Raw genomic sequence first — 25,004 nt, forward strand, 5'->3', positions numbered from 1 at the left:
AGCGGGAAGCTAGTTCGCCGGCACCGTTGATACGTCTTCTCGACGGCCGAAACAGATGACATGTCGGTCAGAAACGCGCGTTGTCACGCACGGAGTTGACCACGCGACGAATATCATCCATATACGCTGATGGGCCGGTCATCCGCAGCACCAACTGGCGGTCGATGGCACCGTCCGGCGAGGAGCGCCAGAACGCGACAAGAACAATGCCGTACCTTTCGGCGCCGTTCAGTTTGAGAGTCTCGGCCAAAACGACATACTGCCCGGCGCTGCGCCATTGCAGCCCCCACGCCTCCTCGGCCTTGCGCAGGGCGATCCGTTGTTCCTCGTTGCAATCGCGGCAGTCACGGACGATCAACTCGCCGCCGACCTCCGAGTTGTCCCCGATCGAGGCGCCGCAGTTGTACTCGACCAGCCCCTCGGCGCGACTGCCGGGGGTGCAGTCCCAGTTGGCCGGCGCCAGGAACTTGATGCCGAGGCCGTCCGGGTCGAGCGTGCGTACCGCCCCGCTCTCGACGAAGGCCGGCCACCGGGGCCAGTCGCCCGGTCGGGGCGGCTCCAGGCCCGGCTGCTGGGGCGGGCTGGTCGGCAGCGAGGCCGTCGGGCCGGACTGGGCCACGCCGGTGGGCGCGGGGCTCGCCGTCGTGGGCTCGGACGGCCCCCCGAGGCTGCGCCACGCGAAGGCGCCCACACCACCGACGAGCACCACCACCAGGGCGGCGATCCCGATCCAGAGCCCGGTCCGGCTCTTGCGGGGCGGAGAGGGCCGGATCCGTTGGGTTGGCGAGCTGAACGGGTCGTGCGGCGGCGCGGCGAAGGTGTCGGGGCCCGGCCCACTCGCCGGGGAGGTGTACGCGGCCGGCGGTGACGAGGTCACCGGCCCCGGCGAACTGGGTACGCCGGAGACGGAGTGCGGGGCCGCGGAGACCAGTTGGCCGGGGATCGGGCCGGACTGCACCGCCCACGGGGCCTGCGGGCCACCGGACACGGGCTGTGGTGGACCCGACACCGGCGGCGCGGACACCGACGGCGGGGCCGACACCGAAGGCGGGGCCGACACCGAGGGCGGCGCGGAGACCGAGGGCGGCGCGGACGTCGGTGGGGCCACCGTCGGGGCGGGGATGTAGTCGACACCGAGGGCCCGGAACAGCTTCTCGGCACCGGGGCCCGCCTCGGCCGGGTAGGCCACCCAGGGCGCGGCCGCGGAGAAGTCGGCGTACGTGTAGGGCATCGGATCGGCCGACTGGGCCAGCAGGTCGGCAGCCCCGGCGAACGCCTCACGCCAGCCGGGTGTGGCCGCCACGGCGGCGTCGAGCACCGCAACGGTGACGAACCGGCCCTGCTCGTCGATCGCGGCCCATGCTTTCCCCACCGGAGACCCGCCGAGCGCGTGGGTGTACCTGTAGGGGCCTTCCGGCTGCATGCGCACTCCTCCGTTGAACCGCCGTGCGGATAGTACCGACCGCCGGCCAACCCGGCCTGCCCCGCCCGGGGCGGCCGGTGGCAGCCGAGAGCGCTTGCCAGTGAAAGTTCTCATGCATAGAGTCGGCCCATGAATGAAGGAGCTGTCGAGGCACCCGCTGACCGGGTGCTCGACCTGTTCCAGGGGGTGCGGCTCACCCCCACCCAGCGCCGAATCGCGCACTGTCTGGTGCAGCACGCCCCCACCGTGGCCTACCTGTCCGCCGCCGAGGTCGCCGAGCTGGCCGGGGTCAGCCAGCCGTCGGTCACCCGGTTCGCGGTCGCGCTCGGCCACGACGGCTACCCGGCGCTGCGCCGCCGCCTGCGCGACCTGACCGCCGCGACGCCGGGCGGAACGACGGACGCCGGCAACGAGCTCCAGCAGGCGGTACGCGCCGAGATGGACAACCTGGACCGACTGGCCGGTCAGCTCGCCGACCGGGACCGGATCGCCGAGACCGGGCGGTTGCTCGCCGAGAGTCGCCCGCTGCCGGTGCTGGGCCTGCGCGCCGCCGCGCCGCTGGCCGCGTACTTCGCCTACTTCGCGGCCAAGGTGCACCCGGACGTACGGGTCCTCGACGACGGCGGCAGCCTGCTCACCGACCGCCTGGAGCAGGCCGCCGAGGCCGGGGCGTCCGCCGTTCTCGCCTTCGTGCTGCCCCGCTACCCCCGGGAGACCCTGGACGCGCTGCGCGACGCCCGCCATGCCGGGCTGACCGTGGTGGCGATCACCGACTCGCCGGTCAGCCCGGCCACCGAGCACGCCGACGTGGTGCTCGCCGCCGCGGTCGGCGCGCAGCTCGTCTTCGACCTGCACACCGCCCCGATGACCCTGGCCATGGTGCTGTTGCAGGCGATCTGCGATGCCACGCCGGCCGACACCCAACGCCGACTGGAGGCGTTCGAAGCCTCCGCGGCCCGCCGACAGTTGTTCCTCGGTTGACCGGAGGAGAACCAGAGATGACCCAGCCCATTCGTGCCGCACGGGGCAGCCAGCTCACCACCCGCGGGTGGCAGCAGGAGGCCGCCCTGCGGATGTTGATGAACAACCTCGACCCCGAGGTGGCCGAACGCCCCGACGACCTGGTGGTCTACGGCGGCACCGGCAAGGCGGCGCGGGACTGGCCGTCGTACCACGCGTTGGTCCGCACGCTTACCGACCTGCGCGAGGACGAGACGATGCTGGTGCAGTCGGGCCGACCGGTCGGGGTCATGCGCACCCACGAGTGGGCGCCCCGGGTGCTGCTGGCCAACTCGAACCTGGTCGGTGACTGGGCGACCTGGCCGGAGTTCCGCCGCCTCGAACAGCTCGGCCTGACCATGTACGGGCAGATGACGGCCGGTTCGTGGATCTACATTGGAACGCAGGGCATCCTCCAGGGCACCTACGAGACGTTCGCGGCGGTGGCCGCCAAGAGGTTCGACAGCACCCTCGCCGGCACGCTGACGCTGACCGCCGGCTGCGGCGGAATGGGCGGCGCGCAGCCGCTCGCGGTCACCATGAACGGCGGCGTCTGCCTGATCGTGGACGTGGACCGCACCCGGCTCGACCGTCGTGTGCACGACCGCTACCTGGATGAGGTCGCCGACTCCCTGGACGACGCGATCGCCCGGGTCCGCGCGGCGAAGCGGGAGCGCCGGGCGCTGAGCGTCGGCGTGGTCGGCAACGCCGCCGAGGTCTTCCCGGAGTTGCTGAACCGGGGCGTCGAGATCGACATCGTGACCGACCAGACCAGCGCGCACGACCCACTGGCGTACCTGCCGGTAGGGGTGGAGCTGGCCGAGGCCCGGGACTACGCCGCCGCGCAGCCGGCCGACTTCACCGACCGGGCCCGCGCGTCCATGGCAAGGCACGTCGAGGCGATGGTCGGCTTCCTCGACGCCGGCGCCGAGGTGTTCGACTACGGCAACTCGATCCGGGGTGAGGCGCAGCTCGGCGGGTACCAGCGCGCCTTCGACTTCCCGGGCTTCGTACCCGCGTACATCCGGCCGTTGTTCTGCGAGGGCCGGGGTCCGTTCCGCTGGGCGGCGCTGTCCGGCGACCCGGCCGACATCGCGGCCACCGACCGGGCCATCCTCGACCTGTTCCCGGAGAACGAGTCGCTGGCCCGGTGGATCAAGCTGGCCGGTGAGCGGGTCGCCTTCCAGGGCCTGCCGGCCCGGATCTGCTGGCTCGGCCAGGGCGAACGGGACAAGGCTGGCGTGCGGTTCAACGACATGGTCGCCTCCGGTGAACTCTCCGCCCCGGTGGTGATCGGCCGCGACCACCTGGACACCGGCAGCGTCGCGAGCCCGTACCGGGAGACCGAGGGGATGGCCGACGGCTCCGACGCCATCGCCGACTGGCCGCTGCTCAACGCCCTGGTCAACACGGCCAGTGGCGCCTCCTGGGTGTCCATCCACCACGGCGGCGGCGTGGGCATCGGCCGGTCGATCCACGCCGGGCAGGTGTGCGTGGCCGACGGCACCGCCCTCGCCGGTCAGAAGATCGAGCGGGTGCTCACCAACGACCCGGCGATGGGCGTCATCCGGCACGTCGACGCCGGCTACGAGAGCGCCCGCGAGGTCGCCGACCGCACCGGGGTCCGGGTGCCCATGACCGAGGGTGCCGCGTGAGCGACGACCTTTCCGCCCGGTTCCGGGCGCTGTGGGACGAGATCGCGCCGGTCGGGCGGGACGCCGACAGCGGCGGCTATCTGCGGTACGCGTTGACCGAGCCGGAGCGGGAGCTGCGCGCCTGGTTCCGCGCGCAGGCCGAACGCCGTGCCATGCCGGTCACCGAGGACGGCAACGGCAACCTCTTCGCCCACTGGGGTGACCCGGAGGCGTCCGACGCGGTGCTCACCGGCAGCCACTTCGACTCGGTGCCGCACGGCGGGGCGTACGACGGGCCGCTCGGCATCGTGAGCGCGTTCCTCGCCGTGGACGAGCTGCGCTCCGTCGGCGTCACCCCGGACAGGCCGCTGGTGCTGGGTGCCTTCGTCGAGGAGGAGGGGGCGCGCTTCGGCGTACCGTGTCTGGGGTCGCGGCTGCTCACCGGGGCGCTGTCGGCCGAACGCGCGGCCGGCCTGCGCGACGCGGCCGGGGTGAGCTTCGCCGAGGCGCTCGGTGACCGGCCGGCGGGCGCCCGCCCGGAGTTGCTGGGCCGGTTCGGCGCCTTCGTGGAGTTGCACGTCGAGCAGGGCCGCGCGCTCGTCGAGACGGAGTCGCCGGTGGCGGTGGCCAGCGCGATCTGGCCGCACGGCCGGTGGCGCTTCGACGTCGTCGGCGAGGGCAACCACGCGGGCACCACCCGGATGGCCGACCGGCGCGACCCGATGCTGACCTACGCGTTCACGGTGCTGGCGGCCAACAAGGAGGCCCGGCTGCGCGGCGCGCACGCCACAGTGGGCCGGGTCGCCGTCGAACCCAACGCCACCAACGCGATCCCGTCGAGGGTGACCGGCTGGCTGGACGCCCGGGCCGCCGACCCCGAGACGCTGACCGGGCTGGTCGACGCGGTGCGCGGCAAGCTCGCCGAGCGGGCCCGCCGCGACGGTACGACGGTGACCGTCACCGAGGAGTCGGCCACCCCGGTGGTCGCCTTCGACGGCGGGCTGGCCAACCGGCTGGCCACGCTGCTCGACGCGCCGGTGCTGCCGACCGGCGCGGGGCACGACGCCGGGGTGCTCGCCGCGTACCTGCCCACCGCGATGCTCTTCGTGCGCAACCCGACAGGCGTCTCGCACTCCCCCGCCGAGGCCGCGACCGACGGCGACTGCGCGGCCGGGGTACGGGCGTTGGCCCGGGTGTTGGAGGAGCTGACATGCCGGTGACACCGACCCGCTGGCTCGCCGAGTACGCCTGGCTGCCCGAGCACGCCGAACCCACCCCCGACGTGCTGATCGAGGTCGACAGCGGCCGGATCACGGCGGTGACGCCGCTGACCCCGGGCAGCAGGCCGCCGGCCGGGGTCGAGGTGTACGCCGACGCGGTGCCGCTGCCCGGGCTCACCCTGCCGGGCCTGGCCAACGTGCACTCGCACGCCTTCCACCGGGCGCTGCGCGGACGCACCCACGGCGGGCGGGGTGACTTCTGGACCTGGCGGGACCAGATGTACGCCGTCGCGGACCGCCTCGACCCGGACACCTACCTCGCCCTGGCCCGGGCCGTCTACGCCGAGATGGCGCTCGCCGGGATCACATGCGTGGGCGAGTTCCACTACCTGCACCTCCGGCCGGACGGCGGCGCGTACGACGACCCGAACGCGATGGGCGCGGCGCTGGTGGAGGCCGCCGCGCACGCCGGGATCCGGCTCACCCTGCTGGACACCTGCTACCTGACGTCCAGCGTGGACGGTCGACCCCTCGCCGGGCCGCAGCGCCGCTTCGGCGACGGGAACGCGGCGCGCTGGGCCGAGCGGGCGGCGGCGTTCCAGCCGACGGACCCGCACGCCCGGGTCGGCGCGGCCGTGCACTCGGTGCGGGCCGTTCCGGCTGATCAGTTGCGCACGGTCGCCGACTGGGCCCGTCAGCGGCAGGCGCCGCTGCACGTGCACCTCTCCGAGCAGCCCGCCGAGAACGACGAGTGCCGGGCCGTGCACGGGCGCACGCCCACCGCGCTCCTCGCCGAGCACGGGGTGCTCGGTCCGGACACCACCGCCGTGCACGCCACCCACCCCACCAGCGCGGACCTGACCCTGCTCGGTGACAGCCGGACCGGGGTGTGCCTCTGCCCGACCACCGAACGGGACCTCGCCGACGGCATCGGCCCGGCCCGGCGGATGGCCGACGCGGGCGTCCGGTTGAGCCTCGGCAGCGACAGCCACGCCGTAGTCGACCTGTTCGAGGAGGCCCGGGCGGTGGAGCTGGACGAGCGGCTGCGTACCCGCCGACGCGGCCACTTCGCGCCGCTCGACCTGCTGAGCGCGGCCAGCGTCGCCGGGCACGCCGCGCTGGGCTGGGCCGACGCCGGGAGGATCGCGGTGGGCGCCCGCGCCGACCTGGTGACGGTACGCCTGGACAGCGCCCGCACCGCCGGGGTGCCGCCGGTGGGCGCGTTCTTCGCGGCCGGCGCGGCAGACGTCGAGCAGGTCGTGGTGGACGGCCGGGTGGTCGTGGCCGAGGGCCGACACCTGACCGTCGACGTGCCGGCGGAACTGTCGTCCGCGATCGAGGCGGTGACCCCCTCATGAGCGGCAGCCTGCTGGTCGACAACATCGGGGAGCTGGTCACCAACGGTGCCGGCGAGGGCCCGCTCGGCATTCGCCGCAACGCCGCCGTGCTGGTCGAGGAGGGCCGGGTGGTCTGGGTCGGGCCGTCCGCGTACGCGCCGGCCGCCGACCACCACGTCGACGCCGGTGGGGCAGCCGTGCTGCCCGGTTTCGTGGACAGCCACGCCCACCTCGTCTTCGCCGGGGACCGGGCCACCGAGTTCGCCGCCCGGATGGCCGGCCAGCCCTACACCGGCGGCGGCATCCGGACCACTGTCGGTGCGACCCGGGCCGCCACCGACGAGGAGCTGCGGCTCACCGTGCGCCGGCTGCGCGGGGAGGCGCTGCGCCAGGGCACCACGACCATGGAGATCAAGAGTGGGTACGGCCTGACCGTCGCTGACGAGGCCCGCTCGCTGCGGATCGCCGCCGAGACCAGCACCGAGACCACCTTCCTGGGCGCGCACGTGGTGCCCGCCGAGTACGCCGACCGCCCCGACGACTACGTCGGACTGGTCTGCGGGCCGATGCTGGCCGCCGCCGCCCCGCACGCGAAGTGGATCGACGTGTTCTGCGAGCGGGGCGCCTTCGACGTGGACCACGCCCGCGCCATCCTGGCCTGCGGGCAGGCCGCCGGGCTGGGCGTACGGCTGCACGCCAACCAGCTCGGCCCCGGCCCCGGGGTGCGGCTGGGCGTGGAGCTGGACGCGGCCAGCGTCGACCACTGCACCCACCTGAGCGACGCCGACGTGGACGCGCTGGCCGGCACGGCCCACAGCGACGGGTCGGGCACCCGCACGGTGGCGACCCTTCTGCCCGGCGCGGAGTTCTCGACCCGATCGCCGTACCCGGACGCCCGCCGGCTGCTCGACGCCGGTGTCACAGTGGCGCTGGCGACGGACTGCAACCCCGGCTCGTCGTACACCTCGTCGATGCCGTTCTGCGTGGCCCTCGCGGTCCGCGAGATGCGGATGACCCCGGCGGAGGCGGTCTGGGCCGCCACCGCCGGGGGCGCACGGGCGCTGCGGCGCGACGACATCGGTGTCCTCACCCCCGGCGCGCGGGCCGACCTCGTCGTCCTCGACGCGCCGTCACACCTGCACCTGGCCTACCGGCCCGGTGTCCCCCTGATCCGCCAGGTAATTCGCAACGGAGTTCCGCAATGACGAACGTGTCCATCCAGCCCACCGGGATCACCGCCGACGACGTGCTCGCGGTGGCCCGCGGCACCGCCACGGTCGTCCTCGCCCCGGCCACCATCGAGGCGATGGCGACCAGTCGGGCCATCGTGGACGGCATCGAGTCGTCGGGCCGTCCCGTCTACGGGGTCTCCACCGGGTTCGGGGCGTTGGCCAACACCTTCATCGCCCCGGAGCGGCGGGCCGAGCTGCAACACGCGCTGATCCGCTCGCACGCCGCCGGGGTGGGCGCCCCGATGCCGCGCGAGGTGGTCCGGGCCATGATGCTGCTGCGGGTCCGGTCCCTGGCCCTGGGCCGCTCCGGGGTCCGGCCGCTGGTCGCCGAGGCCCTGGTCGACCTGCTCAACCACGACATCACCCCGTGGGTGCCCGAGCACGGCTCGCTGGGCGCCTCCGGCGACCTGGCGCCGCTGGCGCACTGCGCGCTGGTGCTGCTCGGCGAGGGTTGGGTGCTCGGCCCGGCCGGTGAGCGGCAGGACGCGGCCGACGCGTTGACCGCCGCCGGGCTCAAGCCGATCGAGCTGGCCGCCAAGGAGGGGCTGGCGCTGATCAACGGCACCGACGGCATGCTCGGCATGCTGCTGCTGGCCATCCACGACGCGGCGCACCTGTTCGCCATGGCCGACGTGACGGCGGCGCTGGCCATCGAGGCGATGCTCGGCTCGGAGCGGCCGTTCCTGCCCGAGCTGCACGCGATCCGGCCCCACCCCGGTCAGGCGGCGTCGGCGGCGAACATCCACCGGCTGTTGCAGGACTCCCGGGTGATGGACTCACACCGCGACGACCTGGCGCACGCCGTACAGGACGCGTACTCGATGCGCTGCGCGCCGCAGGTGGCCGGGGCGGCCCGCGACACCCTGGACTTCGTCCGCACGGTCGCGGCCCGGGAGCTGGTGTCCGTGGTCGACAACCCGGTGGTCCTGCCGGACGGCCGGGTCGAGTCGACAGGCAACTTCCACGGCGCGCCGCTCGGCTTCGCCGCGGACTTCCTCGCCATCGCCGCCGCCGAGGTGGGCGCGATCGCCGAGCGGCGGGTGGACCGGCTGCTCGACGTCACCCGCTCCCGGGAGCTGCCGGCGTTCCTCTCCCCCGACGCCGGGGTGAACTCCGGGCTGATGATCGCCCAGTACACGGCGGCCGGGATCGTCGCCGAGAACCGTCGGCTGGCCGCCCCCGCCTCGGTGGACTCGCTGCCCACCAGCGGGATGCAGGAGGACCACGTCTCGATGGGTTGGGCGGCGGCCAAGAAGCTGCGTACCGTGCTGGACAACCTGACCAGCCTGCTCGCGGTGGAGCTGCTGGCCGGCGTACGCGGCCTCCAACTGCGCGCCCCGCTGGTGCCGTCCCCGGCCGGCCGGGCGGCCGTCTCCGCGCTCGGCGCGGCAGCCGGCGAGCCCGGCCCGGACGTGTTCCTCGCCCCGGTGATGGAGGCGGCCCGTGCCGTCGTCGCCGGGCCGGAGTTGCGCGCCGCCATCGAACGAGAGGTCGGCCCGCTGGGCTGACCTTCGTCGGGTCGCTGTCGTCCGCCGCGGGTCAGGCGGCGGACGGCAGCACCTCGCGCCCGTCAGGCGGCCGGCGGCGGCACCTTGCGCCCGTCAGGCGGCGGGCGGCAGCACCTTCGCGACCAGCTTGGCCAGCTCGCGCAGCGCCTTGCCCCGGTGGCTGATGGCGTCCTTCTCGGCCGGGGTCAGCTCGGCGTTGGTCCGGTCCTGTCCGTCGCCCAGGAAGATCGGGTCGTAGCCGAACCCGCCGTCACCGCGCGGCGCGCGCAGCACCCGCCCGGACTGCCGGCCGTCGACGAGGTGCTCCTTGCCGCCGGGCAGCACCAACGCCACCGTGCAGACGAACGAGGCGGCCCGCTGCTCGTCCGGTACGTCGGCGATCTGGTCCAGCACCAACTGGAGGTTGGCCCGGTCGTCGCCGTGCCGACCGGACCAGCGGGCGCTGAACACCCCCGGCATCCCGTTGAGCGCGTCGACCGCGAGCCCGGAGTCGTCGGCGATGGTCGGCAGCCCGCTCTGCCGGCACCCCTCCCGCGCCTTGATCAGCGCGTTCTCGCCGAAGGTCAGGCCGGTCTCGGGCAGCTCTGCGTACTGCTCGACGTCGTCCAGCCCGAGCAGGGCGATCCGGTGCGCGCCGAGCGCGCCGTCCAGGATCCGCTGCAGCTCGACCAGCTTCTTGCGGTTACGGGTGGCGAGCAGGACCTTGTTCATGCTGAAACACCTTTGTTCGCGACTGCGGGGCTCGCAAGCTCACTCCTCGCGCTCACCGCAACACCGTTGTTCGCGACTGCGGGGCTCGCAAGCTCACTCCTCGCGCTCACGCGAGTGCCTTCCGCTGGGCTTCGGCCAACTCGGCGCAGCCGGCGACGGCCAGGTCGAGCAGGGCGTCGAGCTGGTCGCGGGCGAACACGCCCGCCTCTCCGGTGCCCTGCACCTCGACGAAGTCGCCCGCGCCGGTGCACACCACGTTCATGTCCACCTCGGCGGCGACGTCCTCCTCGTAGCAGAGGTCGAGCCGGGCCTCCCCCGCGATGATCCCCACGCTGACCGCGGCCACCGAACGGTGCATCACCTTCTCCGGCTTGCCGGCCAACGCCTTCCGGGCGGCGAGCCAGCCCACCGCGTCGTGCAACGCGACGTACGCGCCGGTGATCGCGGCCGTGCGGGTGCCTCCGTCGGCCTGGAGCACGTCGCAGTCGAGCACGATCGAGTTCTCGCCGAGCGCCTTGAGGTCGATGCTGGCCCGCAGGCTGCGGCCGATCAGCCGGGAGATCTCGTGGGTACGGCCACCGACCCGACCCTTGACGCTCTCCCGGTCGGAGCGGGTGTTGGTGGCCCGGGGCAGCATCGCGTACTCGGCGGTCACCCAGCCGAGCCCGGAGCCCTTGCGCCAGCGGGGCACCCCCTCGGTGACGCTCGCCGTGCAGAGCACCCGGGTGCCGCCGAACTCGACGAGCACTGAGCCCTCCGGATGGGTGCTCCAGCCACGGGTCAGGGTCACCGGTCGAAGTTGAGAGGGCCCTCGCCCGTCAGGTCGCGCCATCCCTGCACCCTATGCGGTGCGGCGATCCACCTCGCTCGGGGTGCCCCGGAGAACGTCCGCGCCGTGCACACCGAGGAACCCGGCGACCGCCGCCGGCCAGCCGAACTCCTCGGCCCGCGCCCGGGCGGCCCGCCGCCGCCGCGCCTCCGGCCGGGCCGCCAGGCGGCTCACCGCCGCCGCCATCGCCACCCCCGAGCCGTACGCCGCCAGCCCGGCCTCGCCGACCACCTCGGGCAGCGCGCTGGCCGCGTTGACCACCACCGGAGTACCGCAGGCCAGCGCCTCCAGGCCGGCGAGACCGAACGTCTCCACCGGGCCCGGCGCCAGCACCACGTCCGCGCTGGCCAGCAACGCGGCCACCGCGGCGCGGTCCGGCAGGAAGCCGGTGAACGTGACCGGCAGCCCCACCGCCCGTCGGGCCAGCGCGCCGCGCAACGGGCCGTCGCCGGCCATCACGAGCACCGCCGGTACGCCCGCCCGGCGCAGCTCGGCGAGGGTCTGCACGGCCAACTCCGGTCGCTTCTCCGGGGAGAGCCGCGCGCAGTGCACCAACAGCAACTCGCCGGGGTCGGCGTACCGCTCGCGCACCCGCGGGTCGGCACGGTGCGGGGCGAAGGTGTCCAGGTCCACCCCGAGCGGCACCAGATCCACGTTGTCGACGCCGATCCGGTCGAACTCCTCGGCAGCCCACCGGGTCGTGCAGACGACCCGGTCGTACGCCCGGCTGGTCGCCCGGTTGAGCCGGTCTGCGGTCAGGTGGCGCAGCGCGTCCGGTACGCCCCACTGGCCGAGCAGCCCGGTCAGCGACTCGTGCGACACCATCACCGACGGCACCCCGTGCGCCCGCGCCCACCGTCCGGTCCAGCGCAGCGACGACCGGTCGGAGACCTCCAACCGGTCCGGTGCCAGGTCGGTGAGGAGCCGGGCCAACCGGCGTCGGCCGGCCAGCAGCCGGTAGCCACCGCTGACCGGCAACCGCGGCCCGGGCAGGGTGACCACCCGTCCCCACGGGTACGTCTCGTCGGCGGCCCGCTGCCCGGGCATCACCAGCACCGGATCGTGCCCGGCCGCCCGGTAGCCGGCACCGAGATGCCGCAGCGCGGTACGAAGGCCGCCGGAGCGTTCCGTGACGAAGTTGGCGAGCCGCACGATCCGCAGCCCGCCGGCGGTCCCGGTCACGAGGCGGCCGGCAGACCGACGGTGGCGGCCACGGTACGTACCGCGTGGTAGTGCCCGACCAGCTCGTCGCCGACCGCCGCCCAGCTGCGGCGACTGACCGCGACCCGGGCGGCCAGCCCGTAGGCCCGCCGCCGGCCGGCGTCGCCGGTCAGCTCGGCCACCGCCGCGGCGAGCGCGTCGCCGTCGTTCGGCGGTACCAGCAGCCCGGTCACGCCGTGGTCGACGAGGTCGACCGGGCCGCCGCTGGCTGGCGCCACGACGGGCACACCGGAGGCCAGCGCCTCCTGGATGGTCTGGCCGAAGGTCTCGTGCGGTCCGGTGTGCACGAACAGGTCCAGGCTCGCGTAGAGCCGGGCCAGGTCCTCGCCCTGCTGCACGCCCAGGAAGGTCACCCCGGGCAGATCCCGGGCCAACTGGCGGCGGGTCGGGCCGTCGCCGGCCACCACCACCCGTACGCCGGGCAGTCGGGACGTCGCCGCCAGCAACTCCACCCGCTTCTCCGGGGCGAGCCGGCCGACGTAGCCGACCAGCAGTTCACCGCCGGGGGCCAGCCGGTCCCGCAGCGCCGCGCACCGCTTGGCCGGATCGAAGCGAACGGCGTCCACACCGCGCCGCCACAGCCAGATCCGCTGCACCCCGTTGGCGATCAGGTCGGCGGCGGCCCGAGTGGACGGGGCGAGGGTACGCTGCGCCGAATTGTGGATCTCGCGGATCCGCCGCCACGCCGCCGCCTCGCCCCAACTCACCCGGTACGCCCGGGCGTACGCCGCCACATCGGTCTGGTAGACGGCCACCGTGGGCAGCCCGTGCCGGCTGGCCAGCGTGGCCGCCCGGGCGCCCAGGACGAACGGACTGGCCAGGTGGACCACGTCCGGCTCGGCCGAGAGCAGCGCCCCGGTCAGTCGGGCGTTGGTCGGCACGCCCAGCCGGAAACCCTGGTAGCGGGGCAGCGGCACGCTGGGAATGCGCACCACCGGGTACGGCAGCCGGTCGATGCCCTGCCGGCCACCGGGTGGGGCGGGCGCGATGACCACCGGCTCATGGCCCCGGTCGAGCAGGTGCTCCGCCGTCCGCACCACGGAGTGGGCGACGCCGTTCACATCCGGTGGGAACGACTCGGTCACGATGGCGATCCGCATGCCCACACCGTGCGGGTGCCACGGGTGCGCCAGACGACCGTCCGCTGACCGGCCGGCGAACAGTACGGCACAACACCGCGGCCCGGCCTCGCGAACCGGGACTCGGTGCGTCAGACGTCGTAGCTGGCGCCGGGCCGGACCACCTCGAGCGGCCCGGTGTACGCGGCGGCGGCCGACTCCAGCGTGTGCGCCTCACTGCCCCAGGCGGGCACCAGGTGGGTGAGCAGCAGCCGGCCCACCCCGGCCTTGGTCGCCGCCTCACCTGCCTCCCGACCGGTCAGGTGCAGATCCGGCGGATTGTCCATGCCGTCGAGGTAACTGGCCTCGCAGAGGAACACGTCGGCGTCCTGGGCCAGCCGCAGCAACGCCTCGCAGGGGGCGGTGTCCGACGAGTAGCACAGCGAACGGCCCTCGTGCTCCAGCCGCACGCCGTACGTCTCGACGGGATGGTTGACCCGGTCGACGGTGACCGTGAACGGGCCGATCGGGAAGGTGCCCGGCTGGAGCGCGTAGAACTGGTACACGTCCTCCACCGAACCGTCGTCGCCGTACGCGGCGCTGAGCCGGTCCGGCGCACCGGCGGGCGCGTACACCGGCAGCGCCGGGTAGGGGCCGTCCGGGGCGTACCGGCGCACCACCACGTACAGCACGGCGTCGAACATGTGGTCGCAGTGCAGGTGGGTCAGCAGGATCGCGTCCGGGGCGTGCAACCCCGCGTACCGCTGGAGGCTGGACAGCGACCCGGAGCCGAAGTCGACCAGGAGCCGGAACCCGTCGGCGTCGACGAGATAGGCCGAGCAGGGAGATTCGGGGCCAGGAAAACTGCCGGCGCTTCCCAGAACGGTCAGTCGCATCGAGTGGTCTCGCTGTCACTATCAGTAGCACCCGCGCCGGCGATGATCCCGGCCATGATCTCTACCGACGCGTACGCCACGCTGCGCAGCCTACGCTGGCGCACCGGGCGGCAAGAATCATCCAACGGAAGTTGTCACGAACGTGACACCCGCTCGCGGTACGCCGGGAGCGAACGGGCCGTCGACGGATGTCGACGGCCCGTAATCGGAAGACCAGACCGGTCAGGCCCAGAGCTGCCCCTCCAGGGCGTCCTCGGCATCGGCGAGCGTGCCGCCGTACGCGCCGGTGGACAGGTACTTCCAGCCGCCGTCGCAGACCACGAAGGCCACATCTGCCCGCCGGCCGTCGCGCACCGCCTCGTGCGCCACCGCCAGCGCGGCATGCAGGATCGCACCGGTGGAGAACCCGGCGAAAATGCCCTCCACCTCCACCAGCTGGCGGGTGCGCAACACCGCGTCCCGGGTGCCGACCGAGAAACGCCGGGAGAGCACCGAGGCGTCGTAGAGCTCCGGAACGTACCCCTCGTCGATGTTGCGCAGGCCGTAGACCAACTCGCCGTAGCGCGGCTCGGCCGCCACGACCTGAATGCCCTCGACCTTTTCCCGCAGGTAACGCCCGGTGCCCATCAGAGTGCCGGTGGTGCCCAGCCCGGCCACGAAGTGCGTGATGCTGGGCAGGTCGTGCAGCAGCTCCGGCCCGGTCGTCTCGTAGTGCGCCCGGGCGTTGGCCTCGTTGCCGTACTGGTAGAGCATCACCCAGTCGGGGTGCTCCGTGGCGATCTGCTTGGCCGTGGCGACCGCCTGGTTGGAACCACCCGCCGCCGGCGAGAAGATGATCTCGGCCCCGTACATCCGGAGCAGTTGGACCCGCTCGGTGGAGACGTTCTCCGGCATCACGCAGACCAGCCGGTAGCCGCGCAGCTTCGCCACCATCGCCAACGAGATGCCGGTGTTGCCACTCGTCGGTTCGAGGATGGTGTCACCCGTGCGGAGCCGGCCAGCCTCCTCCGCCGCCCGGACCATGAACAGCGCCGCGCGGTCCTTGATGCTGCCGGTGGGGTTGCGGTCCTCCAGCTTGGCCCAGAGCCGCACCGGAGGGGCCCCGTCGGGCACCGTCGGGGAGAGCCGGGGCAGGCCGACCAGCGGCGTACCCCCGCAGGCGTCGAGCAGGCTGTCGTACCGCGCCATGGCGGCCGACCTCAGCGAGCCGCGACGGCGTCGCGGGCCGCGGCGGTGGTGCTGTGCGAGCTGATCGCCGCTGCCGCCGCGCTGTGCGAGCTGATCGCCGCTGCCGCCGCGAAGCCGAACGCGCCGCCGGCCACGGCCGGCAGGATGGTGACGCTGTCGCCGTCGCTGAGCTTCGCGTCGAGCGCGCCGAGGAAGCGGACGTCCTCGTCGTTGACGTAGACGTTGACGAAGCGGTGCAGCGTGCCCGCGTCGGTGATCAGCCGGCCGCGCAGACCGCCGTGCCGGGAATCCAGGTCGGTGAGCAGATCGGCGAGCGTGTCGCCGGTGCCGTCGACGACCTTGGCGCCGCCGGTGTAGCTGCGCAGGATGGTGGGGATGCGAACCTCAATGGCCATGATGTCGAACTCCTCGATCGGGTGTGCCTACGGTGACGGGACGAGACGGCTGCGGCGCTGACAGGTCAGCGGCCGGAACACTCGTAATCGACCGTCGCCGGGCTCTGCCCGAACATGTAGGACTGGACGGCGTGCGGGTCGACACCGGCCTCCACGACACGGACCGGCTCCTCGGTGACCACGCCGTCGACGATCCGGAACGACCGGATCTCCTCCGAGTCGGGCTCACGGGTCGAGACGAGCAGGTAGTGCGCGCCCGGCTCACCGGCGAAGGAGACGTCCGTCCGCGACGGGTACGCCTCGGTGGCGGTGTGCGAGTGGTAGATGACGACGGGCTCCTCGTCCCGGTCGTCCATCTCCCGCCACACGCGCAGGTGCTCCATCGAGTCGAACTCGTAGAAGGTCATCGACCGCGCGGCATTGTCCATCGGGATGTGCCGGGTCGGGGTGTCGCTGCCGACGGGACCGGCGACCACGCCGCACGCCTCGTCGGGGTGATCCCGGCGCGCGTGGGCGACGATCGCGTCGATGATCGACCGGTCGATGCTCAGCACGTGCACCAGCCTAACGCCTGCCGGTCACGGGCCGAAGTGGTGCCGGTCACCCCTAGTCGATCAAGGCGTTGAGCAGCGACTCCTGTAGATACCCGAGATAGGCGTAGACCGACAGCTGGAACACCCGGCTGGAACCCGGGTCCTCAGCGACCGCGTCGTCCAACTCCTCGCCCAGATCGGTGCCGTCCTTGATCTCCAGGCGGACGCCCATCGCGAGCCGGGCGTCGTTCAGCGCCCGCAACCACGCCTCGGCGGCCTCGGCGTCCAGCCGCACCTCGCCGCCGGCGTCGTCGGGCAACGCGGCCAGGATCGCCCCCGCCTGATCGATCTTCGCGGTCTTCAGGTCGCCCTCGGTGTAGCGGCGGAACTCGGCGGTGCCCGGAGCGTCCTGTGGGTAGACCGCCGGAAAGAGCCGACCGACGACCGGGTCGGTGTGGTCGAAGCCGTCGGTGAGCAGACCCACCACCTCGGTGGCGACCTTGCGCAGCACCCGTACCTCGTCGACGGCGAAGACGGCGACGTAACGACCGGCCTGGCGATGGAACATGCTCATGATCTGTCCACCGTCGCCCACAGCCCGTACGCGTGCAGCTGCGACGCGTCGTGCTCCATCCGTTCCCGGGCACCTGTGGAGACCACGGCCCGGCCCTTGTGGTGCACGTCCAGCATCAGCTGTTCGGCCCTCTCCCGGCTGTAGCCGAAAAGCTTCTGGAAGACCCAGGTCACGTACGTCATCAGGTTGACCGGGTCGTCCCACACGATCGTCACCCACTGCCGGTCGGACGCCGGCACCTCGTCAGTGTCCGGCGTCTCGACCGGTACAACCTGCGGAGCTGCCATGCCCCCCATCGTGCCACCGGTTTCCCGGAACCGAGGAACCGGAACGCCGGCCCGGCGCGGATCACCCACCCCGGGCACCCCCGACCCGCCCCGGACGCCATCGGAGGCGGGGTCCGGCCCGGACCCGGACCCACCGGTGGGCGCGCCGTCAGGCGAGCAGAATGCCGTGATCGACTGCATCGGAGAGCACCACGCCCAGCGAGAGGCGGATCACCTCGAACCGTCGGGAGATCTCCCTGGACAACCCCAACTCGACCTCACGCACCGCCCGTTGGGACCAGGCCCGCGCCGCGCTGTGGTCGTCGTTGCCAGGCGTACGCCACTGCTGCCAGCACCCGCCGGAGAGCGCCACCGCGACCGGCGGGAGCACCTCGGCACGGGACGCCACCGGATAACTGGCGGCAGCGTCGATCGCCTCCAGGCCGGTCAACTCGGCCACGCCGGCCGTGCTGGTGATCAGCAGCACCTTGTCCAGTTCGTGGCCGGGCCGGTGATCGGCCAGGCCGTACTGCACGGCGGCGGCGATCCGGCGTCGCACGCCTTCGGTCGGCGGCGCGCCGAGCACCCGGGACGCCGCGTCGGTCACGATGCCGCGCACCGCCTGATCGCACTGCGCGGTGGCCAACAGCGACAACGCCGCCATCTCCCGGTCGAGGAGATCCGGTAGGCCGGCACAGCCGACGCCGAACACGATCTCCTGAACGGCCCGCAGGTGGATGTTCGCCAACTCCAGGGCGAGGTGCTGGCGGATCCGCTGAGCACACGAGCGGGCGTGCCGGTCCAGTCGTTCGGACCAGTCACCCGGATCGGCGGCCACGGCGACGCGACCCTGCTGGCCCGGCAGGACCGGTGGGTCGACGCTGGCCCGCTGCAACCCCTCACGCGACGCCCAACCCACCAGCGCCCGCCGCAGGTCGGCGGCGGTGTCGGCGTCGTCCACCGGAAACCACCGCGCGCCGGCCAGCGCCGGCACCGCGGCCAGGAGCGCCGCCCGGTGTGCCTCCACCGTCACCGCGACCGCATCCACCTCGGCCTCCGCACCCCCGACCGGCGGGACGGACGCCCCCGCGCCCTCCGTAGTCGCCGTGCCGTCGGCCAGCGGAGCCCAGCCCGCCGCGCCGGGAGTGACCGCGAAGACGACCTCCACCGAGGTCGGGGCGACCTCGGCGAGAAGGTTCAACTCGGCGGCGGTGAAGGCCTGGTCGGCGGCGATCACGAAGAGCAGCGCACCCGCTCTGCCCACCGCTTCGAGCAGCACCCGGGTGCCGGACACGCCGAGGGTGGCGGTGTCCGGGACGTCGATCAGGGTGAAGTGCCGCAGCAGTGGCTCGGGCACGCTCAGCTCGACCCGCCGGGGCGGGCGGGCCAACGCCGGACCGGCGGCGTCCCGGTCCGCGCCGTACGAGTGCGGCTGCCGGTAACCGGGCACGAACGCCGCCCGGGTGGGCACCTTGGCGTCGTGCACCACCAACCAGCTGCCGGCCGGCACGGTGAGCATGACCGGGTCGAGCCCGAGCAGGGTGGCGAGCACGGCCCGCCGCTCGGCGCCGGCCGGGCCGACGGCGACCACACCGAGCGGCTCGTCCGGGGCGGCGCCGGACACGCCGACCCGGGAGGGGAGCGGGCCGCAGGTGGGTAGGTCGGTGGGGCCGGTCATGTCGTCCGGCGAGTCGACCGAGGGGAGAGGGCCCTGCTTCATCAGGTGCCTCCCGTTGCAGGTGACCGTGGGTCCGGTCGCGAAAGTTCCGGTACGTCAACCCGGATGTTCGGAAGACTACGGGCGTGCCGGCGACCGGGCGGAACACCTCGAATACTCACCGGTAATTGTGCGGTTACTCAACTTCGCACGGTGACGGTACGGGCGCGGACGGATTCCGGTCGATATGCTGCGCGAATGAGTCGATGGGAGTTCGTCGGCCGCACGGATGAGCTCAACCGCCTGTTGGAGGCGGTGACCGGTGAGGCCGGCCGCGGGCTCTTCTTCAGCGGCAGCGCTGGCATCGGCAAGAGTCGGTTGCTGCGCGAGGGCGTCGGTGCGTTGCCCACCGACCGGTTCGCTATCTGGTCCATCGCCGCCAGCGCCACCACCGCGGCGCTGCCGTTCGGCGGGCTGGTCCAGGTCCTCCCCGCCGAGCAGCCCCAGGGTCTCTCCCCCGCCGGTGTCCTGCGCTGGGCGCTCAACCTGCTGCAACAGCAGGCGGCCGGCCGCCGGATCGTGCTCGCCATCGACGATGCCCACCTGCTTGACCCACCCTCGGCCGCACTGGTGCACCTGGTCGCCCGCGCCGAGAACGCCACAGTGGTCGGCACCCTGCGCGACGGCGAGCAGATCCCGCTGCCGATCCGCGCACTCTGGACCGACGACCTGGTCGAGCACGTGGAGCTGACCCCGATGCCGCAGGAGCAGACCACCGACCTGCTGGCGGCGATCCTGGGCGGCCCGGTCGACGCCGGCTCCGCCGACCGGCTGGGTCGGTTGTCGGCCGGCAACCCGCTGCTGCTGCGCGAGCTGGTGCACGCCGCCAACGGCAGCGCGGAGTTGAAGCGCACGTACGGGATCTGGAAGTGGACCGGGCGACTGGAGCTGGCGCCCAACCTGACCGATCTCATCGACACCCGGGTCGGCAAGCTCACCGACGGCGTCCGCGCGGTCGTCGAGCTGGTCGCGTTCGGCGAACCACTGGGCCTGCACCTGCTGAGGCAGGCCGCCGAGCAGTCGGACGTGGAGACCGCCGAGGAACGCGGGCTGATCACGGTGGTCCAACACGACCGGCGCACAAACGTCCGGCTGGCGCACCCGCTCTACGGCGAGGTGATGCGCCGCCGCTGTCCGGTGAGCCGCACCCGCCGACTTCAGGCACACCTCGCCGAGCTGCTCGAGCAGGTCGGCAAACGCCGCCGCGACGACCTGCTGCGGGTGGCCGTCTGGCGACTCGACTCGGGCACCGCCCAGGATCCGGCCCTGCTGCTGGACGCCGCGGTGCAGGCGTTCACCCGCTACGACGTGCCGCTGGCGACCCGCCTGGCGCGGGCCGCGCTGAACGCCGACGGCGGCTACGACGCGGCGGAGCTGCTGGCCACCATCCTGATGTTCGCCGACCGGCCGGAAGAGGCGATCGACGTCCTCGACGCGGTGACCCCCGAGCCCGGCGACGAGCGGCGGCTCTGCCGCTGGCTGACCGTACGCGGCATGGTCAGCTACTGGGGGCTGAGCCGGCAGTCCACCGTGGAGGAGATCGCGAGCCGGGCCGAGCAGCTGAGCGACTCCGCCGACCGGTCCCGGGTGCACGCCTTCGAGGCGATCATGCGCCTGCACGGAATGGACACGGCCACCGCGGTGCAGCTCAGCCGACAGGTACTGGATCGGCCGGCGGCCGGCGTCGCCGCCCGCGAGCTGGCCCGCTCCACCATCGCGTACGTCCAGGCCGCGCAGGGCGAGCTGACCCGCAGCGGTACGGCGATCGCCCAGGTGCACTCCGCCGCGGCCAGTTGGCGCACCGACATGCCGTACCTCCAGTTGGCCCTGGAACTGGCCCGGGGCACCCGGCTCATGCTCACCGGCGACCTGGCCGGGATCGACGCGATCGTGGCCGACGAGTTCGCCGACCTCGCCGGCGCCGGCGACTTCCGCCTCGGCACCGGCTACCTGGCCATCCTCCAGGCGTACGCGTCCCGGCTGCGCGGGCAGAGCGACGCGGCCATGCGGACCTCCCTGGGCGCCTGCGCGGTGCTGGCCACGAGTCGGGTGTACGCCGGTCTGGCCCAGGCCGAACGCGCCCAGTCGGCGGCGCTGCGCGGTGACGCCGCGCAGGCGGTCGCGGCGATGGCCGAAGCCGACCGCACCCACGCGCCCGGCATGGCGGTGCTCTACCCGTGGCTGGAGCAGGCCCGGGGCGCGTCGCTCGCCGCGTCGGGTGACCTGCCGGGCGCGGTCAAACACCTCGGCGACCTGGTGGACCGGCTGCGCTCGGACGGCTTCGCCGGGCACGAGGTGCACGTCCTGCACGACCTCGTCCGACTGGACCAGGCGGGCATGGCGGTCGGGCCCACCTGCTCCGACGGCGGCCGGCGCACCGTCGCCCAGCGCCTCGCCGAGCTCTCCGAGCGGGTCGACGGGGTGCTCCCGCCGCTGCTGGCCCGGCACGCCCGCGCCGCGGTGACCGACTCCCCCACCGATCTGCTCGCGGTCGCCGACGACTACGCCGCCCTGGAGTTGACCGTCTACGCCGCCGAGGCCACCTCCCAGGCCGTCCAGCGGCTGCGCCAGCAACACTCGGCTGCCGCCAACGACGCCCGGGAACGCCTCGCCGGGTTGCTCGGGCGCTGCGACCTGATCCGGACGCCGGCGCTGCAGGCCGGCGCGCCGGTGCTCACCGAACGGGAGTGGCAGGTGGCCCGCCTTGCCGCGCACGGCGCCCCGAGCCGGGCCATCGCCGAACGGCTCTACCTCTCGGCGCGCACAGTGGAGAACCACCTCCAGCGGATCTACGCCAAGCTCGGCGTCACCGGGCGGGCCGAACTGTGGGCGGCGTTACGCTCGATCCCGGGCCACGACGGCGGCGACGCGAGCTGAACCTTAGGCTGGGGCGGTGAGCATCCACCGCCCCGCGCTCCTGACCGACCACTACGAGCTGACCATGGTCAGCGCGGCACTGAAGGACGGCACCGCCGATCGTCGGTGTGTCTTCGAGGTGTTCAGCCGCCGGTTGCCGAGCGGCCGCCGGTACGGCGTGGTCGCCGGGACGGCCCGGCTGATCGAGCTGATCCGCGACTTCCGGTTCGACCCCACCGAGGTGGAGTTCCTGCGGCGGACCGGAGTGGTCGACGAGGCGGCGGCGGCGTGGCTCACCGACTACCGCTTCACCGGCGACGTCGACGGGTACGCCGAGGGTGAGCTGTTCTTCCCCGGTTCCCCGATCCTCACCGTGTCCGGCGGCTTCGCCGAATGTGTGGTGCTGGAGACGCTGGCGCTGTCCGTGCTCAACCACGACAGCGCGGTGGCCGCGGCGGCGGCCCGGATGGTGACCGCGGCGCGGGGTCGGGCACTGATCGAGATGGGGTCGCGGCGGGCGCACGAGGAGGCGGCGGTCGCCGCGGCGCGGGCCGCGTACCTGGCCGGGTTCCGGTTCACGTCCAACCTCGCCGCCGGTGCGCGCTACGGCATCCCGACGGCGGGCACGGCCGCGCACGCGTTCACCCTGCTGCACGACGACGAGCGGGCGGCGTTCGCCTCGCAGGTCGCCACGCTGGGCAAGGACACCACGCTGCTGGTCGACACGTACGACATCAGCCAGGGCATCCGCAACGCGATCGCGGTGGCCGGGCCGGAACTGCGGGCGGTACGGATCGACTCCGGGGACCTCGCGGTGATCGCTCAGCAGTCCCGGGAGTTGCTCGACTCGCTGGGCGCCACCGAGACCAAGATCATCGTTTCCGGTGACCTGGACGAGTACGCGATCGCCGCGCTGGCCGCCGAACCGGTGGACATGTACGGCGCCGGCACGGCCGTGGTCACCGGCTCCGGGGCACCGACCGCGGGGCTGGTCTACAAGCTGGTCGAGGTCGAGGGGCGGCCGGTGGTGAAGCGCTCCGAGCACAAGGCGACCATCGGCGGCCGGAAGGTCGCGGTCCGCCGACACAAGCCGACCGGCACCGCCACCGAGGAGGTCATCGTCCCGCAGGGCGTCCCGGACCGGCAGCCCAACGACCGCCTGCTCCAGCACTCGTACGTGGTCGCCGGTGAGCCGGTGCCGCTGCCCACCCTCGACAAGTCACGGGAGCACCTGCGGGAGTGTCTGATCTCCATCCCGTGGGAGGGGCTGAAGCTCTCGAGCGGTGACCCGGCCGTGCCGGTCACCGTCGTACCCGCTGGCTGAGTCATCCCCGGAACCAGCCGACCGACCGCGCGCAGAGAGGTATCCGATGGCCAACGCGTTGATCATCGTGGACGTGCAGAACGACTTCTGCGAGGGCGGCTCGCTGGCCGTCGCCGGCGGCGCAGGGGTGGCCGCCGGCATCTCCCGGTTGCTCGCCGCCGAGCCGGACCGGTGGGCGCACGTGGTCGCCACCAAGGACTACCACGTCGACCCGGGTGCTCACTTCGGCGATCCGCCGGACTTCGTGGAGTCCTGGCCCCGGCACTGTGTGGTCGGCACCAGCGGTTCGGAATTCCACCCAGAACTGGACACCGCCCGGGTCGAGGCGATCTTCCACAAGGGCGAGCACGCTGCGGCGTACTCCGGTTTCGAGGGGCACGCCGACGACGGCGAGTGCCTGGCCGACTGGCTGCGCCGGCACGACGTGGACCGGGTCGACGTGGTGGGCATCGCCACGGACCACTGCGTCCGGGCGACCGCGTTGGACGCCGCCCGGGAGGGTTTCGCCACCACCGTGCTGCTCGAGTTGACCGCCGCGGTCGCCCCGGCGACCACCGACGTGGCCCTCCGCGCGATGGACGGCGCCGGGGTGATCATGCACGGTCAGCCTGTGATCAGGGCCGCATGAGGCGGTAATTGGTTGGCCAAGGGGCCGCCGCCGGTCGAGGATGTCGCCGGAGGTACGGACCCACGTGAACATGAAGCCTTACCGGCGGGCACTCGCCCTGCCGGGCCTGCGGTCGCTGCTGCTGGTCGCCGTCCTCGCCCGCATCCCGCTCACCGCGACCGGGGTGACGCTGACCTTCCACGTGGTGCTCGATCTTGATCGGGGCTACGGGGCGGCCGGCCTGGTGGGTGCGGCCGTCACCGTCGGCGCGGCGATCGGTGGGCCACTGCTCGGCCGACTGGTGGACCGGCGTGGACTGCGCCCGGTCCTGGTGCTCACCGGGATCGCCGAGGCGATCTTCTGGTCCACCGCGCCCTCACTTTCGTACCACGTGCTCCTGCCGGCCGCCTTCGTGGCGGGCTCGCTGGCGCTGCCCATCTTTTCCGTGGTCCGTCAGTCGATCGCCGCGCTGGTCCCCGATGACCAACGCCGACCGGCCTACGCACTGGACTCGATGTCGGTGGAGCTGTCCTTCATGATCGGCCCGGCGTTGGCGGTGGCCCTGGTCACCGCGATCTCCGCGCAGACCACCATGTATCTGGTCGGCGGCGGCATCGTCGCCGCCGGGATCGCCCTGTGGGTGGTCAACCCACCGATCCGGGAGGCCACCGAGCCCACCGGCCCACAACGCCGGGTACCACGCCGGGAGTGGCTGACCCCCCGACTGCTCGCCATCCTGGCGCTCAGCGCCGCCGCGACCCTGGTGCTCGGTGGCACCGACGTGGCGGTGGTCGCCGTCCTGCGGGCCAGCGGCGAGGTCGGCTGGACCGGCGCGGTCCTGGCCATCTGGGCGGTCGCCTCGCTGGCCGGCGGTTTCGCCTACGGGGCCGTGCACCGCTCGTTCTCCCCGCTGGCGCTGACCGCCGCACTGGCCCTGTGCACCATTCCGGTGGGGCTGGGCGGCGCGCACTGGTGGCTGCTGTGCCTGGCGCTGATCCCCGCCGGCGCGCTCTGCGCGCCGACCATCGCCGCCGGCTCGGACGCGGTCAGCCGCCTGGTTCCGGCCGAGGTACGCGGTGAGGCGATGGGCCTGCACGGTTCGGCGGTCACCGTCGGCATCGCGGTCGGCGCACCGCTCGCCGGCGCGGTGATCGACGCCAGCGCGCCACTCTGGGGCTTCGTGGTGACCGGTGCGCTCGGCGCGCTGGTCACCCTGGTGGTACTCCCGATCGAGCTGCGCCGCCGCCGCAACGCCGACGCGGCCACCCCGCAGCCCGTCGACGCCGACCTCACCCCCGCCGCCCACTGACGACTGCGCCCACGCCACCGGGTGGGCCGGGATAGGCGGTCCGGGATGGGCGGGTGGAACGCGCAGCAATCCGCCGGGCAGCCGGCCCATGCATGCTGAAAAGGCACACAGCCCCTTCGGAGCCAGACCGGCTCGAACGGCCGAACCGAGCCCAGCTAGACCGGCCA

At 73.3% G+C, this 25,004-nt stretch carries 22 protein-coding genes; 10 read left to right on the forward strand and 12 right to left on the reverse strand.

Features of this window, described 5'->3' with window-relative positions:
- Window positions 1-67 precede the first annotated feature (67 nt).
- Complete coding sequence (locus tag ACIBD9_RS07600; protein ID WP_396715462.1) at window positions 68-1,423, reverse strand: hypothetical protein; 1,356 nt, start codon at window positions 1,421-1,423, stop codon at window positions 68-70.
- Window positions 1,424-1,552: 129 nt separating this feature from the next.
- On the opposite strand from ACIBD9_RS07600, the gene ACIBD9_RS07605 reads away from it, so the two are divergent.
- From ACIBD9_RS07605 to hutH, 6 genes are read left to right on the forward strand one after another with little or no spacing between them, the layout of a single operon-like run.
- The gene (locus ACIBD9_RS07605) at window positions 1,553-2,404 is read left to right on the forward strand and encodes a MurR/RpiR family transcriptional regulator (protein WP_396715464.1); all 852 of its coding nucleotides are present in this window, start codon (window positions 1,553-1,555) and stop codon (window positions 2,402-2,404) included.
- 17 nt (window positions 2,405-2,421) lie between these two features.
- Window positions 2,422-4,077 (forward strand): urocanate hydratase, encoded by a 1,656-nt coding sequence (gene hutU / locus ACIBD9_RS07610; RefSeq protein ID WP_396715466.1) that lies wholly within the window; start codon window positions 2,422-2,424, stop codon window positions 4,075-4,077.
- Window positions 4,074-5,276, forward strand: a complete 1,203-nt coding sequence (locus ACIBD9_RS07615; protein WP_396715468.1) for an allantoate amidohydrolase — start codon at window positions 4,074-4,076, stop codon at window positions 5,274-5,276. Before hutU ends, ACIBD9_RS07615 begins: the two co-directional genes overlap by 4 nt.
- Window positions 5,267-6,634: a formimidoylglutamate deiminase gene (locus ACIBD9_RS07620; RefSeq protein WP_396715470.1), complete on the forward strand. Its 1,368-nt coding sequence runs from the start codon at window positions 5,267-5,269 to the stop codon at window positions 6,632-6,634. The genes ACIBD9_RS07615 and ACIBD9_RS07620 overlap by 10 nt, the downstream gene beginning before the upstream one ends.
- The gene (gene hutI, locus ACIBD9_RS07625) at window positions 6,631-7,818 is read left to right on the forward strand and encodes an imidazolonepropionase (protein WP_396715472.1); all 1,188 of its coding nucleotides are present in this window, start codon (window positions 6,631-6,633) and stop codon (window positions 7,816-7,818) included. The genes ACIBD9_RS07620 and hutI overlap by 4 nt, the downstream gene beginning before the upstream one ends.
- Window positions 7,815-9,353 (forward strand): histidine ammonia-lyase, encoded by a 1,539-nt coding sequence (gene hutH / locus ACIBD9_RS07630; protein WP_396715474.1) that lies wholly within the window; start codon window positions 7,815-7,817, stop codon window positions 9,351-9,353. Before hutI ends, hutH begins: the two co-directional genes overlap by 4 nt.
- 93 nt (window positions 9,354-9,446) lie before the next feature.
- Here the strand turns inward: hutH and rdgB are convergent, their stop codons facing one another.
- From rdgB to ACIBD9_RS07685, 11 genes are all read right to left on the reverse strand, one after another.
- The gene (rdgB, locus tag ACIBD9_RS07635; RefSeq protein WP_196921337.1) at window positions 9,447-10,064 is read right to left on the reverse strand and encodes an RdgB/HAM1 family non-canonical purine NTP pyrophosphatase; all 618 of its coding nucleotides are present in this window, start codon (window positions 10,062-10,064) and stop codon (window positions 9,447-9,449) included.
- A 106-nt stretch (window positions 10,065-10,170) separates the two neighbouring features.
- Window positions 10,171-10,896: a ribonuclease PH gene (rph, locus tag ACIBD9_RS07640; protein WP_030487206.1), complete on the reverse strand. Its 726-nt coding sequence runs from the start codon at window positions 10,894-10,896 to the stop codon at window positions 10,171-10,173.
- A 9-nt stretch (window positions 10,897-10,905) separates the two neighbouring features.
- The gene (locus ACIBD9_RS07645) at window positions 10,906-12,075 is read right to left on the reverse strand and encodes a glycosyltransferase (protein WP_396715477.1); all 1,170 of its coding nucleotides are present in this window, start codon (window positions 12,073-12,075) and stop codon (window positions 10,906-10,908) included.
- A complete protein-coding gene (locus ACIBD9_RS07650) occupies window positions 12,072-13,214 on the reverse strand; it encodes a glycosyltransferase family 4 protein (RefSeq protein WP_396715479.1) in 1,143 nt (380 codons plus the stop codon). The genes ACIBD9_RS07645 and ACIBD9_RS07650 overlap by 4 nt, the downstream gene beginning before the upstream one ends.
- A 110-nt stretch (window positions 13,215-13,324) precedes the next feature.
- Window positions 13,325-14,068, reverse strand: coding sequence for an MBL fold metallo-hydrolase (locus ACIBD9_RS07655; protein WP_396715481.1), 744 nt, complete (start codon window positions 14,066-14,068; stop codon window positions 13,325-13,327).
- A gap of 222 nt (window positions 14,069-14,290) precedes the next feature.
- Window positions 14,291-15,256, reverse strand: a complete 966-nt coding sequence (locus tag ACIBD9_RS07660) for a PLP-dependent cysteine synthase family protein (RefSeq protein ID WP_396715483.1) — start codon at window positions 15,254-15,256, stop codon at window positions 14,291-14,293.
- Window positions 15,257-15,267: 11 nt separating this feature from the next.
- Window positions 15,268-15,651, reverse strand: a complete 384-nt coding sequence (locus ACIBD9_RS07665) for a MoaD/ThiS family protein (RefSeq protein WP_396715485.1) — start codon at window positions 15,649-15,651, stop codon at window positions 15,268-15,270.
- A gap of 65 nt (window positions 15,652-15,716) precedes the next feature.
- Window positions 15,717-16,205 carry a Mov34/MPN/PAD-1 family protein gene (locus ACIBD9_RS07670; protein ID WP_030487200.1) on the reverse strand — a complete coding sequence of 163 codons (489 nt, stop codon included), beginning with the start codon at window positions 16,203-16,205 and terminating at the stop codon, window positions 15,717-15,719.
- Window positions 16,206-16,257: 52 nt separating this feature from the next.
- Window positions 16,258-16,758 (reverse strand): DUF2017 domain-containing protein, encoded by a 501-nt coding sequence (locus tag ACIBD9_RS07675; RefSeq protein WP_238661313.1) that lies wholly within the window; start codon window positions 16,756-16,758, stop codon window positions 16,258-16,260.
- Window positions 16,755-17,045: an ATP-dependent Clp protease adapter ClpS gene (clpS, locus tag ACIBD9_RS07680; RefSeq protein WP_030331276.1), complete on the reverse strand. Its 291-nt coding sequence runs from the start codon at window positions 17,043-17,045 to the stop codon at window positions 16,755-16,757. Before clpS ends, ACIBD9_RS07675 begins: the two co-directional genes overlap by 4 nt.
- Window positions 17,046-17,193: 148 nt before the next feature.
- Window positions 17,194-18,744: a hypothetical protein gene (locus tag ACIBD9_RS07685; RefSeq protein ID WP_396715488.1), complete on the reverse strand. Its 1,551-nt coding sequence runs from the start codon at window positions 18,742-18,744 to the stop codon at window positions 17,194-17,196.
- A gap of 195 nt (window positions 18,745-18,939) precedes the next feature.
- Here ACIBD9_RS07685 and ACIBD9_RS07690 point away from each other — a divergent pair, with 195 nt between their 5' ends.
- Genes ACIBD9_RS07690 through ACIBD9_RS07705 form a run of 4 tightly spaced genes read left to right on the forward strand, consistent with a single transcriptional unit; the run spans window position 18,940 to window position 24,837 of the window.
- On the forward strand, window positions 18,940-21,618 hold the full coding sequence (locus tag ACIBD9_RS07690) for a LuxR C-terminal-related transcriptional regulator (RefSeq protein ID WP_396715489.1): 2,679 nt from the start codon (window positions 18,940-18,942) through the stop codon (window positions 21,616-21,618).
- 16 nt (window positions 21,619-21,634) lie between these two features.
- Window positions 21,635-22,921 carry a nicotinate phosphoribosyltransferase gene (locus tag ACIBD9_RS07695; protein WP_396715491.1) on the forward strand — a complete coding sequence of 429 codons (1,287 nt, stop codon included), beginning with the start codon at window positions 21,635-21,637 and terminating at the stop codon, window positions 22,919-22,921.
- Between the two features lie 46 nt (window positions 22,922-22,967).
- The gene (locus ACIBD9_RS07700; RefSeq protein ID WP_396715493.1) at window positions 22,968-23,549 is read left to right on the forward strand and encodes an isochorismatase family protein; all 582 of its coding nucleotides are present in this window, start codon (window positions 22,968-22,970) and stop codon (window positions 23,547-23,549) included.
- 40 nt (window positions 23,550-23,589) lie between these two features.
- Window positions 23,590-24,837: an MFS transporter gene (locus ACIBD9_RS07705; protein ID WP_396715495.1), complete on the forward strand. Its 1,248-nt coding sequence runs from the start codon at window positions 23,590-23,592 to the stop codon at window positions 24,835-24,837.
- Window positions 24,838-25,004: the final 167 nt, after the last annotated feature.

The sequence above is a fragment of the Micromonospora sp. NPDC050784 genome, assembly GCF_044456765.1.
GTDB lineage: Bacteria > Actinomycetota > Actinomycetes > Mycobacteriales > Micromonosporaceae > Micromonospora > Micromonospora foliorum.

Coding starts and splice junctions, on each gene's coding strand:
- ACIBD9_RS07700 (WP_396715493.1), top strand. CDS start 22,968: ATGGCCAACGCGTTGATCATCGTGGACGTGCAGAACGACTTCTGCGAG.
- ACIBD9_RS07685 (WP_396715488.1), bottom strand. CDS start 18,744: ATGAAGCAGGGCCCTCTCCCCTCGGTCGACTCGCCGGACGACATGACC.
- rdgB (WP_196921337.1), bottom strand. CDS start 10,064: ATGAACAAGGTCCTGCTCGCCACCCGTAACCGCAAGAAGCTGGTCGAG.
- ACIBD9_RS07660 (WP_396715483.1), bottom strand. CDS start 15,256: ATGGCGCGGTACGACAGCCTGCTCGACGCCTGCGGGGGTACGCCGCTG.
- ACIBD9_RS07675 (WP_238661313.1), bottom strand. CDS start 16,758: ATGAGCATGTTCCATCGCCAGGCCGGTCGTTACGTCGCCGTCTTCGCC.
- ACIBD9_RS07600 (WP_396715462.1), bottom strand. CDS start 1,423: ATGCAGCCGGAAGGCCCCTACAGGTACACCCACGCGCTCGGCGGGTCT.
- ACIBD9_RS07650 (WP_396715479.1), bottom strand. CDS start 13,214: ATGCGGATCGCCATCGTGACCGAGTCGTTCCCACCGGATGTGAACGGC.
- ACIBD9_RS07605 (WP_396715464.1), top strand. CDS start 1,553: ATGAATGAAGGAGCTGTCGAGGCACCCGCTGACCGGGTGCTCGACCTG.
- ACIBD9_RS07665 (WP_396715485.1), bottom strand. CDS start 15,651: ATGGCCATTGAGGTTCGCATCCCCACCATCCTGCGCAGCTACACCGGC.
- ACIBD9_RS07655 (WP_396715481.1), bottom strand. CDS start 14,068: ATGCGACTGACCGTTCTGGGAAGCGCCGGCAGTTTTCCTGGCCCCGAA.
- ACIBD9_RS07705 (WP_396715495.1), top strand. CDS start 23,590: ATGTCGCCGGAGGTACGGACCCACGTGAACATGAAGCCTTACCGGCGG.
- rph (WP_030487206.1), bottom strand. CDS start 10,896: ATGGCGCGACCTGACGGGCGAGGGCCCTCTCAACTTCGACCGGTGACC.
- ACIBD9_RS07690 (WP_396715489.1), top strand. CDS start 18,940: ATGAGTCGATGGGAGTTCGTCGGCCGCACGGATGAGCTCAACCGCCTG.
- hutU (WP_396715466.1), top strand. CDS start 2,422: ATGACCCAGCCCATTCGTGCCGCACGGGGCAGCCAGCTCACCACCCGC.
- hutI (WP_396715472.1), top strand. CDS start 6,631: ATGAGCGGCAGCCTGCTGGTCGACAACATCGGGGAGCTGGTCACCAAC.
- clpS (WP_030331276.1), bottom strand. CDS start 17,045: ATGGCAGCTCCGCAGGTTGTACCGGTCGAGACGCCGGACACTGACGAG.
- ACIBD9_RS07620 (WP_396715470.1), top strand. CDS start 5,267: ATGCCGGTGACACCGACCCGCTGGCTCGCCGAGTACGCCTGGCTGCCC.
- hutH (WP_396715474.1), top strand. CDS start 7,815: ATGACGAACGTGTCCATCCAGCCCACCGGGATCACCGCCGACGACGTG.